The following is a 15,412-nucleotide window of genomic DNA, read 5'->3' as shown; positions in this document are numbered from 1 at the left end:
ACATGCAAGACTCCATCAAACCCTTTGTCATGCTCCATCTGGGGCTGGGTTCCTTCCATCGCGCGCACCAGGCCGTGTACCTGCACCAGCTACAGCAAAGTGGCGACACGCGCTGGTCCTTGGCCGGCGGCAATATTCGCCCTGACATGGCTGAGACGATTGAGGCGCTGATTGCGCAGGACGGCGCTTACACGCTGGAGACGGTCACGCCGCAAGGCGAGCGCACTTACACGCGCATCACCTCCATCCATACCGTGGTGCGTCACGACCCCATGCTCTCGGGACTGATCCGCCTGGGTGCAGACCCGCAGACACGCATCATCTCGTTTACCGTGACGGAAGCGGGCTATTACCTTGATGCCAAGGACGGTCTGGACCTGGGCTTTGCCGATCTGCAGGCGGACCTGGATGCCATCCGCGCTGGCAGGGCCGGCAGCACCATCTATGGCGCACTCACCGCCATCCTCAAGGCGCGCATGCAGGCCAAGGCAGGAGCGGTGACGCTACTCAACTGCGACAACCTGCGGCACAACGGTGACCGCTCACGCAGCGGATTGCTGCAGTTTCTGGAACTGCTGGGGGACACCGAACTGCTGGACTGGGTGAAAGCCCACACCAGCAGCCCCAACGCCATGGTGGACCGCATCACACCGCGCCCCACAGCGGAAGTGCGTGCGCGCGTGAAAGCCGCCACCGGTGTGGATGATGCCGCAGCGCTCATGGGTGAGAGCTTCATCCAGTGGGTGATTGAGGACAACTTCATCGCTGGCCGCCCTGAGTGGGAGACCGTAGGCGTGGAAATGGTGCAGTCGGTGCAGGCCTATGAGGAGGCCAAGATCCGCCTGCTCAATGCCACGCACAGCTGCATTGCCTGGGCTGGCACTCTGATCGGCTACACCTACATCCACGAAGGCACGCATGATGCCGACATCCGCAAGTTCGCCTACGACTATGTGACGGACGATGTGATCCCGGTGCTGGACACGCCCGAGCACCCGTGCCCCATCAACCTGGCGCAGTACCGCGACGTGGTGTTGGATCGCTTTGGCAACCCCGCCATAGCAGACACCAACCAGCGTGTGGCCATGGACGGTTTTTCCAAGATACCGGGCTTCATCGCTCCAACCATCCGCGAGCGTCTGGCGCGCGGCGAGTCCATAGACAGCGTGGCCATCTTGCCCGCGCTGTTTCTGGCGTATCTGCAGCGTTGGCACGCCGGCCAGATCCACTACACCTACCAGGACCAGGCCATGGAGCCAGCAGTGGCGCACGCCATCTGCGACGCCGCTGATCCGATAGCCGCCTTCTGTGCGGATGCCACCTTGTGGGGCCCGCAGGCACAAGACCAGCGTCTGGTTGCAGCACTGCGTGGCGCCTATGCCCGCGTTCAGACATTTATTCAGAGGAAGTCAGCATGACCCGTTTACAAGGCAAGCACGCATTGCTCACCGGCGCCGCCGGCGGTATTGGATTCGCCGTGGCCCAGGCCTATGTGCGCGAAGGAGCCAAGTGCACGATTGCGGACATCGGCAAGACCCCATCCGCGTCCGTTTCCGATCTGATGGCGCGGTTTCCGGACGCGGTCCAGTATGTGCCTACGGACGTCACCCGTGCGACCGACATCGATGCGCTGATCGCTACTGCCGAATCCCGCTTCGGTGCCATCACCACGCTCTACAACAATGCGGCCATCTTTGACATGGCGCCGCTGCTGGAGAGCGATGAGGCGATGTACGACAAAATCTTCGCGGTCAACGTCAAGGGTGCCTTCTTCATCATGCAAAAGACGCTCGCGCACATGGTGGCCCACCAGGTGCAAGGTGGCTCGGTCATCAATATGGCATCACAGGCGGGTCGCCGGGGTGAGGCACTGGTGTCGCATTACTGCGCCAGCAAGGCAGCGGTCATCAGCTACACCCAGAGCGCCGCACTGGCAATGGCACCGCACAAGATCCGGGTCAACGGCATTGCGCCCGGCGTGATCGCCACACCCATGTGGGCCCATGTGGACGCACTGTTTGCCAAATACGAGAACCTGCCCATCGGCGAAAAGAAGAAGCGGGTGGGTGAGGCTGTTCCACTGGGTTACATGGGCGACCCCAACGACATCTGCGGTGCAGCGGTTTTCCTGGCCAGTGACGAAGCCTCCTACATCACGGCGCAGACGCTCAACGTGGATGGCGGCAACGTCATGTCTTGAGCTACAGTGCGCAAAATTCCTGAGTGAATTCCCGTGTCCAATAAGCCGCGTCAACTCAAACCCGAACTGGAGCATGCCTATACGCGCTCTCCGGAGCTAGGCTATGAGCGCCCGGAGGAAGTGGGCATCATCCGCTGCCTGTCGCACGGCTTTCCCACGCCGCTGGCACGCTGGCACTACCACGACGAGTACGAGCTGCACCTGATCACCAGTACCTCGGGCAAGGCCTTTGTGGGCGACTGGATAGGCCAGTTCCAGCCCGGTCATTTGGTGCTCACCGGCCCGCGCCTGCCGCACAACTGGGTCAGCATGGACTTGCCCGACGGTGGTGTGGCCGAGCGTGATCTGGTGATCCAGTTTCCACATGCGCCCATCGAGGAGGCCAGTCGTCACGTGCCGGAAATGCGCGCCATATTGCCACTGCTGGAGCGCGCCAAGCATGGCATCGAATTCTTCGACCTGTATCCGCAGGCCTTGGAGCATTGGCACAAGGTCAAGAATTCACTGGGGCTGGCCCGCTTCGGCGCGTTTTGCACGTTTCTCAATGAGCTGGCGCAGTGCAACGACTACCGCCTGCTGTCCAATGCGCAGATCCAGAGTGTGGACAACGACGCACAGCTCGAGCAGATCAACGCCATTCTCAGCCGCATCACCGACAAGCTCACCGAACCTTTGTCTGCCGCTTCGCTGGCCGAGGAGCTGGACATGACCGAGAGCCGCTTCTCGCGTTTCTTCCGTCGTGCCACCGGCAATACTTTCACCGATTTTGTAAACCATGTGCGCATCAACCGCGCTTGTCAGTTCCTGATGGAGTCGGACCGGCAGATCACCAGCATTGCCTATGAGGTCGGATTCAACAACATCGCCAATTTCAACCGACGCTTTCTGGACATCAAAGGCATGACGCCACGCGAGTTCCGTCGTCAGGTGGCCAACCGCTTTGGCGTCAAGGCCTGAAGCGTCTGCCGATCACCACAGGCTGAAGCGCCTTCCCAACTGCAGGAAGATGTTGCGGTTGCCGCTGCTGCCGGACGCTGCGCCAAAAAAGACGTCGCCGATCTTGCTGTCCACACCGATGAATGCGGTGCCGCTGTATTTCGGGTCGTAGTCCCTGTTGCTGACCCAGGAGTCGCCCACTTCGGCCACAAAACCGACAAAGGTGGGCTGGTGCAGGATACCGCCGTCCGAGAGACGGTACATGTACGTCGCTTGGGCGTGCAGCAGCCGGTCGCCGCTGAGCTGACCCATCTGATAAGCACCCATGGACTGGAAGCCCCCCAGGTACAGTGGTGAGAGGGATGTCACGCGCGTACAGCCGTTGCAATCAAGGATATGGTCGGCACCCAGATCCAGCCCCAGGTTGACCACGTGGGCGCCAAAACTTCTGGCCCATAGCGCATTGGCGCGGTAACTCGTGTACTGGTTGGTTCCGGTCACACCTTGTGCCGCGGCTACATTGATGAAGTAGCCCCGGGTCGGGAAAGAGGGCGAGTCCAGCAGGTCGGCAGTGAACTGTGCATTCATGCCGGTGAAATCCCACTGGCCGTCCTGCATCACGTAGGTGACTGCGCCACCGCTATCCGACGGAAAGCTCACAGTCTTGGCCGTGTCTATGGTGACCTGGGTCTGGTTGGTTACCAGACCGATCTTGGCGGTAGCCTTCTTGCTCAAGTCGTATGACAGGTTGAGCCCCAACTCCTGGCGACGCAGGGTGGCTGCGCCCATTTTCACGGCCGTCGCAACGTCTGGCCGATAGACCGATAACTCATTGCTGTTGTAGGTTCCGTAGGCATTCAGTCCCCACCCCCCTGAGAGGGGCTGAAACAGGCTTGCCGCTAACTCGCTCTGGGAACCCGCACGCAAGTCCACCTGCAGTTCCAGGCCATCGGGCGTCAGCCACGGACGACGAAATCCTGCGCCCAGAGAGAACCGGTTGGTTCCGCTGCTTTCGGTATAGAAGCCCAGGTTGGTCTTGAGAAAGTTGGGACCATACGTCTTTTCGTTCACGTCCACTACCAGCTCATATTTGCCGTTGAGCATGGGACTGATCTGGTAGCTCAGGCGCTCAAAATTGCCGCTGGTGTAGAGCTCGTCAATCTTCTGGCTGACCAGATGGGGCTGGTAGGGCTTGTCCAGCAGCGGTTGAAACTCTTGTTCGATGAAGGCGGTAGAGACGTCCCGGTTGCCGGTCACGCGGATGCGGCTGACCAGAACGCTCTCCGGCACAAACTCGGATGCCGCTTGGGCTGGCACCGGCACTGTCACTTGCGCATTTGTGATGCGCGCCAGCTCGCGGAAGCGCGCATCCTGCGCCTGTACCGCGATTTGGCCCACCTGGATGATCTCGGCAGGTTGGTCAAAACTGCCAGCCGTGTAGTTCTGCAACTGGGGCCGCACCAGAATGTCCTGTGGACGCAGCAGGGCAATGTTGCGGCGCTCGTTTTGCCGCATCAGGATATCCAGCATGCGGGTGGCCACGCTCAGTGCATTGCCGGTGTCCAGGTTGTCGCCCACCTTGTCGGTATCGCCCAGATAGGAAGCCACGATGATGTCTGCGCCTTCCTTCAGAGCAACTTCCACCGGCAGGTTGGCGACCAGTCCACCGTCCACATAGGTCTCGCCATCGATTTCGACCGGGGCAAACACCCCGGGTGCCGCCATGCTGGCGCGCACCACCAGGGCCAGCGAGCCATGGTCGAAGGAAACCAGCTCTCCGTCGCGGTAGCGCGTGGCCACGGCCCGGAAAGGAATCTTGAGGTGGTCAAAGTCGGTGCCTGGTGGCACCCGCGCAGTCAGCTCCTGCATCAGGGTGAGAAAGCGCTGGCCGTCACTGACGCCCCGCGCAAAGGTGAGCTGGCCGTTCTTGACGCCCAGCTCCAGATCGACCGGGTAGCGCTGCTGGTAGTCGCGCGTGCGGTGCGGCAGTTCGGTGCGGCTCAATTGGTCCAGCGCAACGCGGCCCGGGTCCAGGCTGCCGATGACTTTTTCAATGTCCTGCGTTGACATGCCGCTGGCGTACAGGCTGCCGATGACCGCGCCCATGCTGGTGCCAATGATCTTGGCAATGGGGACATGGTCTTCTTCCAGGCGCCGCAACAGGGCGATGTGGGCAAACCCCTTGGCACCGCCACCCGCCAGCACGACGGTGACTTTGGGTGGGGGGGGCTCTTCAGCACCCGCCGGTGCGGCAAGACAGGCCAGGGTTGCCAGCATCAGTGCGGCAAGGGAACGGGAGATTTTGCGCATGACCGATTATCGGCAGCTTGGCTCCCGTCCCGCAGGGACTGCCTGAATGACGACGGTCAGGCGCTTTCCAGTTCCGCGGTGGGTATGCAGCTGCAGAACAGGTTGCGGTCACCGTAGACGTTGTCCACCCGCCCCACGGTGGGCCAATACTTGTTGGCCTTGAGGCTGGCCAGCGGGAAGGCGCCCAGCTCGCGTGCATAGGGGCGGTCCCAGTCGGTGCCTACCACGGCAGCGGCCGTGTGCGGCGCATGCTTGAGCGGGTTGTTGTCCTGCGGCCAGTGGCCTTGTTCCACCTCGGCAATCTCTGCGCGAATGGACAGCATGGCGTGGATGAAGCGGTCCAGCTCGGCCAGGGTTTCACTTTCGGTGGGCTCCACCATCAGGGTGTTGGGCACCGGGAAGGACAGTGTGGGCGCATGAAAGCCATAGTCCATCAACCGCTTGGCCACGTCCTCAGCCATCACGCCGCAGGATTCCTTGAAGTGGCGCAGGTCCAGAATGCATTCGTGCGCCACATGGCCGGGCTTGCCGTTCAGGGATGTACTGGCATAGAGCGTGGGATAGGCATCCGCCAGGGCGGCGCTGATGTAGTTGGCCGCCAGGATGGCTGCCTCCGTAGCGTGCTTCAGTCCTTCGGCACCCATCATGCGGATGTACATCCAGCTGATGGGCAGCACGGCCGCATTGCCCAGCGGAGCCGCGGACACCGCACCGCCCTTGCCATCCACGCCGCCTGTCTTGTGACCGGGCAGGAAGGGCACCAGGTCTTCCACCACGCACACCGGGCCCACACCCGGACCACCGCCACCGTGGGGGATGCAGAAGGTCTTGTGCAGGTTCAGGTGACTGACGTCGCCGCCGAATGCGCCGGGTGCAGCGGTGCCGACCAGGGCGTTCATGTTGGCGCCGTCCACATAGACGCGGCCGCCATGCTGGTGCACCAGGGCGCACAGCTCCTTCACCTGGGTTTCAAACACGCCGTGCGTGCTGGGGTAGGTGATCATCACCGCGGCCAGGTTGGCGCTGTGTTTCTCGCAGTGGGCGCGCAGGTCGGCCATGTCCACATTGCCTTGCGCGTCGCAGGCGGTAACCACCACGCTCATGCCGGCCATGGCAGCGCTGGCGGGGTTGGTGCCGTGCGCGCTGCTGGGGATCAGGCAGATGGTGCGGTGCGACTCGCCGCGCGAGGCATGCCAGCCGCGAATGGCCAGCAGGCCTGCGTATTCACCTTGGCTGCCGGCATTGGGTTGCAGGCTGATGTCGGCATAGCCGGTGGCGGCACAAAGCCATGCGCGCAGTTGGCGATCCAGCTCGGCATAGCCTTCGCGCTGTTCGGCGGGGCAGAAGGGGTGGATGTTGGCAAACTCGGGCCAGGTGATGGGAATCATCTCGCTGGTGGCGTTGAGCTTCATGGTGCAGCTGCCCAGCGGGATCATGCTGCGGTCCAGCGCCAGGTCCTTGTCACTCAGCATGCGGATATAGCGCAGCATGCCGGTCTCGGAGTGGTAGCTGTTGAATACGGCATGGCCCAGGTAGCTGCTGGTGCGCAGCAGCGCTTGTGGAATCAGCGGTTGCGCCTGGTCGGCAAAGGCTTCGACTTTGGGCAATGCCTGGCCTGGCTTGGCGAATAGGGACCACAGCAGGGCCAGATCGTCACGGGTGGTGGTTTCGTCCAGCGAGACGCTGATGTATTCGTCCCAGGACAGGCGCAGATTGACTTGCGTGTCCAGCGCTTTGGCGACCAGGGCCTGTGCGTCGCCCGCCGAGGCGCAGCGCACAGTGACGGTGTCAAACGCGGTGGTGCTGGTCAAGGTGTAGCCCAGTGCGGCAATGCCTTGCGACAGGATGGCGGTGTAGCTGGCCACGCGCTGCGCAATGCGCTTGAGCCCGGCCGGGCCGTGGTAGACCGCGTACATGCTGGCGATCACCGCCGGCAGCACCTGCGCGGTGCAAATGTTGGAGGTGGCTTTTTCGCGGCGGATGTGCTGCTCGCGTGTCTGCAGGGCCAGGCGGTATGCCGGATTGCCATGCACGTCCACACTCACGCCCACCAACCGGCCTGGCAGGGAGCGCTTGTACTCGTCGCGGCAGGCCATATAGGCGGCGTGCGGGCCACCGTTGCACAAAGGCATGCCAAAGCGTTGGGTGGTGCCCACCACGATGTCGGCATCCCATTCGCCCGGGGGCGTGAGCAGCGTCAGGGCCAGCAGATCGGCTGCCACGATGAACGCCGCCTGCTTGGCATGTACCTTGACGACTTCAGGTGCCCAGTCGTCGATGCGGCCGCTAGTGGATGGGTACTGCGCCAGCACGGCAAAGTAGTCGCCTTCCAGCAATGCAGACCATTCGGCGGCGGAATTCGCCACCTTGATTTCCAGACCCAGCGGCGCGGCACGTGTCTGCAGCACTTCGATGGTCTGGGCATGGCAGTCACCGGCCACCACGAAGACGTTGCTCTTGCTCTTGACGCTGCGTTTGGCCAGCGTCATGGCCTCGGCGGCGGCAGTGGCCTCATCCAGCATGGAGGCGTTGGCAATCGGCATGGCGGTGAGGTCGCAGACCATGGTCTGGAAATTCACGAGTGCTTCCATGCGCCCCTGGGAAATCTCTGCCTGGTAGGGCGTGTAAGCGGTGTACCAGGCCGGGTTCTCCAGGATGTTGCGCAGGATCACGCCGGGCGTGTGGGTGCCGTAGTAGCCCTGGCCAATGAAGTTCTTGAACAGCTTGTTTTTGCCGGCCATGGCCTTGATTTCGGCCAGTGCCGCAGCCTCCGTCACCGCAGGCGGGATGTTCATCCTGTCGGCACGCGCAATGCTGCGCGGCACGATGCTGTCGATCAGCGCCGTACGGCTGGACTCACCGATGACGCGCAGCATGTGCTGCTCGTCGGCTTCGGTGATGCCAATGTGGCGGGCGATGAACTCGCTGCTGTTTTCAAGTTCTGCAAGGGTGGGGGAGGGTGCGTTCACTGTCATGGCAAGGCGGTGCGGTGGGTTTAGGCGGATTCCGAGAACTTGGTGTAGGCGGTGTCGTCCATCAGCGCGTCGAACTGGCTTTGATCGGCCACGGTGATCTTGAAGAACCAGCCGGCGCCCAGTGGGTCACTGTTGGCCAGCGCGGGGTCTGCACGCAGCTCTTCATTGACTTCAGTGACAGTACCGTCCACGGGCATGTAGACGTCGGCAGCGGCCTTGACCGACTCGACTACGCCAGCCACATCACCCTTGGCGTAGGTCTTGCCCACATCGGGCAGTTCGACGAAAACGACGTCGCCTAAAGCGTCCTGTGCGTGGACGGTGATGCCCACCACGGCCTGGCCGTTGTCGAGCTTGAGCCACTCGTGGTCGGGGGTGAATTTGATGGTCATATTGGATTCCTTTCAGTAGAGGGTGTGTTGTGACAGATGTATTTCAGTGAACCGCAGGGGCATGTTATCCACGGTAATAGCGGTTGGGCGTGAAGGGCATGGAAGTTATTTCCATCAGCACGGGCTTGCCGCGCACGATGGCGTTCACGCGGGTGCCCAGTGCAGCCATGGATGCGGGCACATAGCCTATGGCAATCGGTTTGTCGACCGTGGGGCCCAGCAGGCCGCTGGTGACTTCACCAATGGGCTGGCCTTGCAGGTCCTGCAGCGGTGTGTGGTCGCGCACGGGAATGCGCTCCAGTGCCACCAGGCCCACGCGCTTGCGTGCGTTGGCGTCAGGGTGTGCCAGCGCCGCCAAAATCTTTGCTGCACCGGGAAAGCCGCCTTCGCGTGCGCCCCCTGCGCGGCGCACCTTTTGCATGGCCCACAGCAGATTGGCTTCCACCGGGTTCGTAGTGGTGTCAATGTCGTTGCCGTACAGGCACAGTCCGGCCTCCAGGCGCAGCGAATTGCGGGCCCCCAGACCGATGGGTTTGACTTCCGGCTGCGCCAGCAGGGCACGCGCCAAGGCATCTGCATCGCGGCTGTGCACCGAGATTTCAAAGCCGTCTTCACCCGTATAACCGCTGCGGGTGAGAAACACGGCTATGTCCTGCGCGCCGGTGTGCACCGTGAAATGGCCACCAGTCATGAACACCAGCTTCTCCACGCCGGGAGCCAGCCGCGACAAGGCGGTCACCGCTTGCGGGCCTTGCAGCGCAAGCAAGGCCATCTCCGGCATAGGAATGACTTCGCAACGGCTGCCAATGCGGGCCTGGATATGGGCGATGTCGGCCGCCTTGCAGGCACCGTTGACCACCACAAAGATGTCAGCCTCGCGGCGTATGAACATCAGGTCGTCGAGGATGCCGCCCTCTTCATTGAGCAGCAGGCCATAGCGTTGCTTGCCCACGGGCAGATCGATCACGTCCACCGGCATCAGGCTCTCGAACGCTGCTGCGGCATCCGCACCCACTAGGCGCAACTGGCCCATGTGGGACACGTCAAACAGGCCGACGGCGTTGCGGGTGTGGTGGTGCTCGGCCATCAGCCCGGCGGGATACTGCACCGGCATCGAGTAGCCGGCAAAAGGCACCATGCGTGCGCCCAGCTCGATATGCAGGGCGTTCAGCGGCGTAGTAAGCAAGGGGGTTGCGGAATCGGACAAGAGACTCTCCATCTGGGGGCAAATTGGGTATCCACGACCTGCTCTTGAAAACATGCCGTGCTCTGCCCCCGCTGTCCGCTTTACCTGAGAGATTGGCCACTGGGCAGCGAGCCGCCAGTGATTTGCTCCTTCGGTGGACTGCCGTTTAGGCAGCCTCTCTCCAGTGGGGTGTCGCTGCGTGGACTTGCCACACAACGCTTGTCAGTCCTTTTGCCTGAGCGTTCAGACTGCTGCAATCAGCGGTCCTGCGCCTTCGGCGGCTTCTTCGGTGAGAAGCTCTCTCCTGACCCGAGCGATTCTACATGCTCTGGAAGCGACCTTTTTGAATTTGTTTGCGTCAGATGCAAATTGATTCCCTATTTTTTCCAGGAGTGGAGGATCAATTCCGCTCCAAGCCGTCACTTGCCGGTTCCTGCGCAGCCATCACCAGCCACTTGCGTACGGCTTGCTCCTCCAGTGGGCTCAGGCCTGCCAGCAGCCGCTCCTCTACCACCTTGACAGCCCGCTTGCAGCGCGACAACAGGTTGCGACCTGCAGATGTGATTTCGTTGACTTGGATACGCCCATGCTCAGCATGCGCACGGCGTGCAATGGCACCGTCACGCTCCAGGTTGGACAGGATCACGTTCATGGTCTGGGGTGTCAGCATGGACAGCCGTGCCAGTTCCGCGCCCGAGGCACCCGGGTAGGCGGCCAACATGACAAGCACGGAGAACTGGGGCAGCGTCACGCCATCGGCGGCCAAAGCCCTTTCCATGCGGGCGCGGTGCGCGGAGTGGGCTTGTCGCAACAGATAGCCAATATGGCCATCGACGCCCCGTTTGCCCCGGCCCACATCGGGTACGGCGTTTGGTTGGGTGTTCACTGGCTTGCGCATGATGTCAGAGTTCGAATATCATTTGTTATCAGAACCCTGATATTAATTCCAAACTTCTTTCATGACCATGACTACTTCCGCATTTCCCGTTCTATCGCCTCGCATGGGTTGGGCTACGTTTGACACATCCGTCCCGGGCGCTGTGGCCGCTCTGCGCAGTCTGGGCCAGGCTGTCGATGGCACCGGGCTGGACAAGCGCCTGATCGAGCTGGTCAAGGTGCGTGTTTCGCAGATCAACGGCTGCGCCTTTTGTCTCAAGCTGCATCTGGATTGGGCGCGGCAGGCTGGTGTACCAGCCGTTCAGCTGGACTTGCTGGCGACCTGGCGTGACGTGGATTGTTTTGACAGGCGCGCGCAGGCGGCACTGGACTGGGCGGAAGCCCTGACCGGTATGGCATCGCATCACATTGACGATGAAACCCACGAGCGCGCGTCCTTGCAATTCTCTGAAGTCGAGCTTGCCGCGTTGACTACGTCCATTGCTGCCATCAATGCCTGGAACCGCATTGCAGGATCGTTGCGGTTTGAGCCGCCCGGGATGACAACCAAGCCGGAGCGCACGGCATGACGATGGATCAATGTGCTGCTGCACTCACCATCCGGACCGTCAATGATGCGGCTGTCGTTCGAAGTAGCTTCCCTTTGATGGCCCAGTTGCGTCCGGAACTTGCCGACGCGGCCGCTTGGGTATCTTATTGGCAACGCCAATCAGAGCGGGGCTATCGCTTGGCCGGGTTGTATGTGGAGGACGAACTGAAGGCCCTGGCTGGCTACCGCATTCAGGAGAATCTTGTGCACGGGCAGTTCATGTACCTGGACGATCTGGTAACCGATGTCGGCGCGCGAGGGCGGGGACATGGTGAGGCATTGGTCGGATTTCTTCGCGCCGAAGCCGAGCGCCTGGGATGCAACAAGCTGGTGCTCGACACGCCACTGAGCAATCAGTTGGGCCACCGCTTCTATTTCCGATGCGGTCTGTTGGCGACCTCGCTGCGTTTTGTAGAACCCATTGCATCTGCGGTGGCACGGCAATAAAAAAGCCCATCGGGTGATGGGCTTGGGAATTTGAAGAGCGTGAATTACATGTCTGCGTAGTTGGGACCGCCACCGCCTTCGGGCGTGACCCAGACGATGTTCTGTGTGGGGTCCTTGATGTCGCAGGTCTTGCAGTGCACACAGTTCTGCGCATTGATCTGAAGGCGGTCGGAGCCGTCATCGTTCTTGACGAACTCGTACACACCAGCGGGGCAGTAACGCGCCTCGGGTCCTGCGTACTTGGCCAGATTGATGCTGACCGGTACCGACGCATCCTTGAGCGTCAGGTGGGCCGGCTGGTTTTCCTCATGGTTCACGTTGCCCAGGAAGACGCTGGAGTTGCGGTCGAAGGTGAGCTTGCCGTCGGGCTTGGGGTAGACGATGGGCGTGCACTCTGCCGCGGGCTTGAGATACAGGTGGTCAGGCTTGTCGCGCCGCAGGGTCCAGGGGAAGTGGCCGCGCAGGGCGAACTGCTCAATGCCGTTCATGATGGTCGCCACGGCCAGTCCCTTCTTGAACCAGCTCTTGAAGTTGCGCGCTTTGTTGAGTTCGGTGAATAGCCAGCTTTTCTCGAACGCTTCCGGGTAAGCGCTCAGCTCGTCGTGCTGACGACCCGCCTGCAGTGCGTCAAATGCAGCTTCCGCAGCCAGCATACCGGTCTTGATAGCCGCGTGGCTGCCCTTGATGCGGCTGGTATTCAAGAAGCCCGCGTCGCAACCCACCAGGGCACCACCGGGGAATACGGTCTTGGGCAGTGACATCAGGCCGCCGGCAGTGATGGCGCGGGCGCCGTAGGCCAGGCGCTTGCCGGTAACCTCACCCTTGTCGTTCTCAAAGTAGTAGCGCACGTTGGGATGGGTCTTCCAGCGCTGGAATTCCTCGAACGGGCTGAGGTAAGGGTTGCTGTAGTTCAAACCTGTGACGAAGCCCAGCGCCACCTTGTTGTCTGCCATGTGGTACATGAAGGCGCCGCCATAGGTGGCATTGTCCATGGGCCAGCCGGCGGTGTGGAAGGCAAAACCGGGCTGGTGGCGGCTGGGGTCGATCTCCCAGACTTCCTTGATGCCAATGCCATAGGTTTGCGGGTCGGTGCCGACATCGAGCTTGTATTTGGCAATGATCTGCTTGCCCAGGTGACCGCGTGCGCCTTCGGCAAAAATGGTGTACTTGCCCAGCAGCTCCATGCCGATCTGGAAGTTGTCGGTGGGGTTGCCGTCCTTGCCGATGCCCATGTTGCCGGTGGCCACACCTTTGACCGAACCGTCTTCGTTGTAGAGCACTTCGGCCGCGGTGAAACCGGGGAAAATTTCCACGCCCAGGCTTTCGGCCTGGGTTGCCAGCCAGCGCGTGACTTCGGCCAGGCTGATGATGTAGCAGCCATGGTTTTGCACGCATTCGGGCAGGAAGAAGTTGGGGGTACGGAAAGCGGAAGTCTCGGTCAGGAAACTCACGGCATCGTCGGTGACGGGCTGGTTGAGCGGGGCACCCTTTGCCTTCCAGTCGGGAATCAGTTCATTCAGCGCGATGGGATCCATGATGGCGCCCGACAGAATGTGTGCACCAGGCTCGGAGCCCTTTTCCAACACAACGACAGACACCTCCTTGCCGGTCTCGGCGGCGCGTTGCTTGAGGCGGATGGCAGCAGAAAGGCCGGCTGGCCCCGCACCCACGACGACCACGTCGTACTCCATGGATTCACGTGGGCCGAACTGGGACAGAATTTCCTGAGGGGTCATGGAGGGTCTCGCTGGATAATGGAATGGAATTTGAGGCAGATTTTATTCGCGGTTAGGGCAGACACTGCTCATGACCGCAAACCGTGCAAACAGGGAGTACCCATGGCATACAACATCGACCTTTCGGGCCGCATCGCATTCATCACCGGGGCCAGCAGTGGCCTGGGTGCGCAGTTTGCCAAGACACTGGCGGCGGCGGGTGCGGCGGTCGTGCTCGCCAGCCGTCGCGTGGACAAGCTCAAGGAGTTGCGCGCTTTCATTGATGGCCAGGGCGGTGACGCCCATGTGATCGAGCTGGACGTGACCGATCACGACTCCATCAAATCGGCTGTGGCGCACGCGGAAACCGAAGTGGGCTCCATCGACATCCTGGTCAACAACTCGGGTGTGAGCACCACCCAGCGCTTGCAGGACGTGGAGCCGGAAGACTTTGATTTCATATTCGACGTCAATGTAAAGGGTGCATTCTTTGTCGCACAGGAGGTGGGCAAACGCATGCTGGCCCGTGCAGTGGGGGCGGCACCGGGCAATTACACCGGTGGGCGCATTGTGAACGTGGCATCGGTTGCCGGGCTGCGAGTGTTGCCACAGATCGGTACCTATTGCATGAGCAAGGCCGCCGTCATCCAGATGACCAAGGCCATGGCGTTGGAGTGGGGCAAGCACGGCATCAATGTCAATGCGCTGTGCCCAGGCTACATCGATACCGAAATCAACCATCACCACTGGAAGACCGAGGCAGGGCAGAAGCTGGTGAACATGTTTCCGCGCAAACGGCTGGGCCAGCCCAAGGACTTGGATGCCATGCTGGTGACGCTGTGCTCGGACCAAAGCCATTTCATCAATGGAGCGGTGATTTCCGCTGACGATGGCTTTGGCCTCTAACCTTTAGCGCGGTGCCAGGCGGATGGCGCCGTCGAGGCGTATCACTTCGCCATTGAGCATGTCGTTCTCGAAGATGTGGCGTACTAGCTTGGCATAGTCTTGCGGAGTACCCAGGCGGGAAGGGAAGGGCACGGCTGCGGCCAACGAGTCTTGCACTTCCTGAGGCATGCCAAACATCATCGGGGTGCCAAAGATGCCAGGAGCAATCGTCATGTTGCGGATGCCGTTGCGTGCCAGGTCGCGGGCAATGGGCAGCGTCATACCAACCACGCCGCCCTTGGACGCGCTGTAGGCGGCTTGTCCCATTTGTCCGTCGTACGCGGCCACCGATGCGGTGGAGATCAACACGCCGCGTTCGCCGGTGGCTTCCGGTTCATTCTTGCTCATGGCTTCTGCTGCCAGGCGGATCATGTTGAAGCTGCCCACCAAGTTGACGGTAATGCATTTGGTGAATGTGGACAGGGCATGTGCACCGGTCTTGCCAACCGTCTTTTCACCGGGGGCAATGCCCGCGCAATTGACCAGGCCCATGAGTTTGCCCAAGGAAACTGCCTTGGCTACCACGGCTTGGCCATCGGCCTCGCTGCTGACGTCGCACTTCACAAAGGCGCCGCCAATGTCACGGGCCACAGCCTCACCTTTTTCGACCTGCATGTCAGCGATGACGACCTTGCCGCCAGCGGCTGCCAGCATGCGTGCCGTGCCTTCACCCAATCCTGATGCACCGCCCGTGACGATGTAGACCTTGCCTGCAATTTCCATGGTTTCTCCTGCTATGGTTGACGTTTACGTAAACGTCAATTATGGCGCATGGCGGGAACTTCTTGAGTGGATCGCGTGGAGTTTGGTCGGAAGGTGC

At 61.4% G+C, this 15,412-nt stretch carries 13 protein-coding genes and 2 riboswitches; of the genes, 6 read left to right on the top strand and 7 right to left on the bottom strand.

Annotated features, from left to right (window positions below):
* Positions 1–2: 2 nt before the first annotated feature.
* Genes dalD through AC1RMF_RS08450 form a run of 3 tightly spaced genes read left to right on the top strand, consistent with a single transcriptional unit; the run spans position 3 to position 3,157 of the window.
* Positions 3–1,418 (top strand): D-arabinitol 4-dehydrogenase, encoded by a 1,416-nt coding sequence (gene dalD / locus AC1RMF_RS08460; protein ID WP_493141119.1) that lies wholly within the window; start codon positions 3–5, stop codon positions 1,416–1,418.
* Positions 1,415–2,200, top strand: a complete 786-nt coding sequence (locus AC1RMF_RS08455) for an L-iditol 2-dehydrogenase (RefSeq protein ID WP_493141118.1) — start codon at positions 1,415–1,417, stop codon at positions 2,198–2,200. The genes dalD and AC1RMF_RS08455 overlap by 4 nt, the downstream gene beginning before the upstream one ends.
* A 33-nt stretch (positions 2,201–2,233) precedes the next feature.
* The gene (locus AC1RMF_RS08450; RefSeq protein ID WP_493141117.1) at positions 2,234–3,157 is read left to right on the top strand and encodes an AraC family transcriptional regulator; all 924 of its coding nucleotides are present in this window, start codon (positions 2,234–2,236) and stop codon (positions 3,155–3,157) included.
* A gap of 12 nt (positions 3,158–3,169) precedes the next feature.
* On the opposite strand, the gene AC1RMF_RS08445 is transcribed toward AC1RMF_RS08450, so the two are convergent.
* The 5 genes from AC1RMF_RS08445 to AC1RMF_RS08425 form a co-directional block, all read right to left on the bottom strand.
* Positions 3,170–5,446 (bottom strand): patatin-like phospholipase family protein, encoded by a 2,277-nt coding sequence (locus AC1RMF_RS08445; protein ID WP_493141116.1) that lies wholly within the window; start codon positions 5,444–5,446, stop codon positions 3,170–3,172.
* A 56-nt stretch (positions 5,447–5,502) separates the two neighbouring features.
* Positions 5,503–8,421 carry an aminomethyl-transferring glycine dehydrogenase gene (gene gcvP, locus AC1RMF_RS08440; RefSeq protein ID WP_493141115.1) on the bottom strand — a complete coding sequence of 973 codons (2,919 nt, stop codon included), beginning with the start codon at positions 8,419–8,421 and terminating at the stop codon, positions 5,503–5,505.
* A gap of 20 nt (positions 8,422–8,441) precedes the next feature.
* Positions 8,442–8,813: a glycine cleavage system protein GcvH gene (gcvH, locus tag AC1RMF_RS08435; protein WP_493141114.1), complete on the bottom strand. Its 372-nt coding sequence runs from the start codon at positions 8,811–8,813 to the stop codon at positions 8,442–8,444.
* A 64-nt stretch (positions 8,814–8,877) separates the two neighbouring features.
* A complete protein-coding gene (gene gcvT / locus AC1RMF_RS08430) occupies positions 8,878–10,032 on the bottom strand; it encodes a glycine cleavage system aminomethyltransferase GcvT (RefSeq protein ID WP_493141113.1) in 1,155 nt (384 codons plus the stop codon).
* A gap of 49 nt (positions 10,033–10,081) precedes the next feature.
* Positions 10,082–10,194, bottom strand: a riboswitch (glycine riboswitch).
* A gap of 18 nt (positions 10,195–10,212) precedes the next feature.
* A riboswitch (glycine riboswitch) is annotated at positions 10,213–10,316 on the bottom strand.
* A gap of 83 nt (positions 10,317–10,399) precedes the next feature.
* A complete protein-coding gene (locus AC1RMF_RS08425) occupies positions 10,400–10,885 on the bottom strand; it encodes a MarR family winged helix-turn-helix transcriptional regulator (RefSeq protein WP_342617026.1) in 486 nt (161 codons plus the stop codon).
* Between the two features lie 79 nt (positions 10,886–10,964).
* On the opposite strand from AC1RMF_RS08425, the gene AC1RMF_RS08420 reads away from it, so the two are divergent.
* Both AC1RMF_RS08420 and AC1RMF_RS08415 read left to right on the top strand, forming a co-directional pair.
* A complete protein-coding gene (locus tag AC1RMF_RS08420) occupies positions 10,965–11,465 on the top strand; it encodes a carboxymuconolactone decarboxylase family protein (RefSeq protein WP_493141112.1) in 501 nt (166 codons plus the stop codon).
* On the top strand, positions 11,462–11,932 hold the full coding sequence (locus AC1RMF_RS08415) for a GNAT family N-acetyltransferase (protein WP_493141111.1): 471 nt from the start codon (positions 11,462–11,464) through the stop codon (positions 11,930–11,932). Before AC1RMF_RS08420 ends, AC1RMF_RS08415 begins: the two co-directional genes overlap by 4 nt.
* A 44-nt stretch (positions 11,933–11,976) precedes the next feature.
* Here the strand turns inward: AC1RMF_RS08415 and AC1RMF_RS08410 are convergent, their stop codons facing one another.
* A complete protein-coding gene (locus AC1RMF_RS08410) occupies positions 11,977–13,668 on the bottom strand; it encodes an electron transfer flavoprotein-ubiquinone oxidoreductase (protein ID WP_493141110.1) in 1,692 nt (563 codons plus the stop codon).
* Positions 13,669–13,770: 102 nt separating this feature from the next.
* Between AC1RMF_RS08410 and AC1RMF_RS08405 the strand changes: the two genes are divergently transcribed.
* On the top strand, positions 13,771–14,553 hold the full coding sequence (locus AC1RMF_RS08405) for an SDR family oxidoreductase (RefSeq protein WP_342617029.1): 783 nt from the start codon (positions 13,771–13,773) through the stop codon (positions 14,551–14,553).
* A 3-nt stretch (positions 14,554–14,556) separates the two neighbouring features.
* Here the strand turns inward: AC1RMF_RS08405 and AC1RMF_RS08400 are convergent, their stop codons facing one another.
* Positions 14,557–15,315 (bottom strand): 3-hydroxyacyl-CoA dehydrogenase, encoded by a 759-nt coding sequence (locus AC1RMF_RS08400; RefSeq protein ID WP_342617030.1) that lies wholly within the window; start codon positions 15,313–15,315, stop codon positions 14,557–14,559.
* Positions 15,316–15,412 lie beyond the last annotated feature (97 nt).

The sequence above is a fragment of the Rhodoferax sp. GW822-FHT04A08 genome (assembly GCF_058801025.1).
Note: the sequence above shows the minus strand (reverse complement) of the source record. Positions and strands in the feature narration are given on the sequence as shown.

What these genes read in the sequence shown, in the direction of transcription:
- AC1RMF_RS08405 (WP_342617029.1), top strand. Translation starts at nt 13,771, where the DNA reads ATGGCATACAACATCGACCTTTCGGGCCGCATCGCATTCATCACCGGG.
- AC1RMF_RS08415 (WP_493141111.1), top strand. Translation starts at nt 11,462, where the DNA reads ATGACGATGGATCAATGTGCTGCTGCACTCACCATCCGGACCGTCAAT.
- AC1RMF_RS08455 (WP_493141118.1), top strand. Translation starts at nt 1,415, where the DNA reads ATGACCCGTTTACAAGGCAAGCACGCATTGCTCACCGGCGCCGCCGGC.
- AC1RMF_RS08410 (WP_493141110.1), bottom strand. Translation starts at nt 13,668, where the DNA reads ATGACCCCTCAGGAAATTCTGTCCCAGTTCGGCCCACGTGAATCCATG.
- AC1RMF_RS08445 (WP_493141116.1), bottom strand. Translation starts at nt 5,446, where the DNA reads ATGCGCAAAATCTCCCGTTCCCTTGCCGCACTGATGCTGGCAACCCTG.
- gcvT (WP_493141113.1), bottom strand. Translation starts at nt 10,032, where the DNA reads ATGGAGAGTCTCTTGTCCGATTCCGCAACCCCCTTGCTTACTACGCCG.
- gcvH (WP_493141114.1), bottom strand. Translation starts at nt 8,813, where the DNA reads ATGACCATCAAATTCACCCCCGACCACGAGTGGCTCAAGCTCGACAAC.
- gcvP (WP_493141115.1), bottom strand. Translation starts at nt 8,421, where the DNA reads ATGACAGTGAACGCACCCTCCCCCACCCTTGCAGAACTTGAAAACAGC.
- AC1RMF_RS08400 (WP_342617030.1), bottom strand. Translation starts at nt 15,315, where the DNA reads ATGGAAATTGCAGGCAAGGTCTACATCGTCACGGGCGGTGCATCAGGA.
- dalD (WP_493141119.1), top strand. Translation starts at nt 3, where the DNA reads ATGCAAGACTCCATCAAACCCTTTGTCATGCTCCATCTGGGGCTGGGT.
- AC1RMF_RS08420 (WP_493141112.1), top strand. Translation starts at nt 10,965, where the DNA reads ATGACTACTTCCGCATTTCCCGTTCTATCGCCTCGCATGGGTTGGGCT.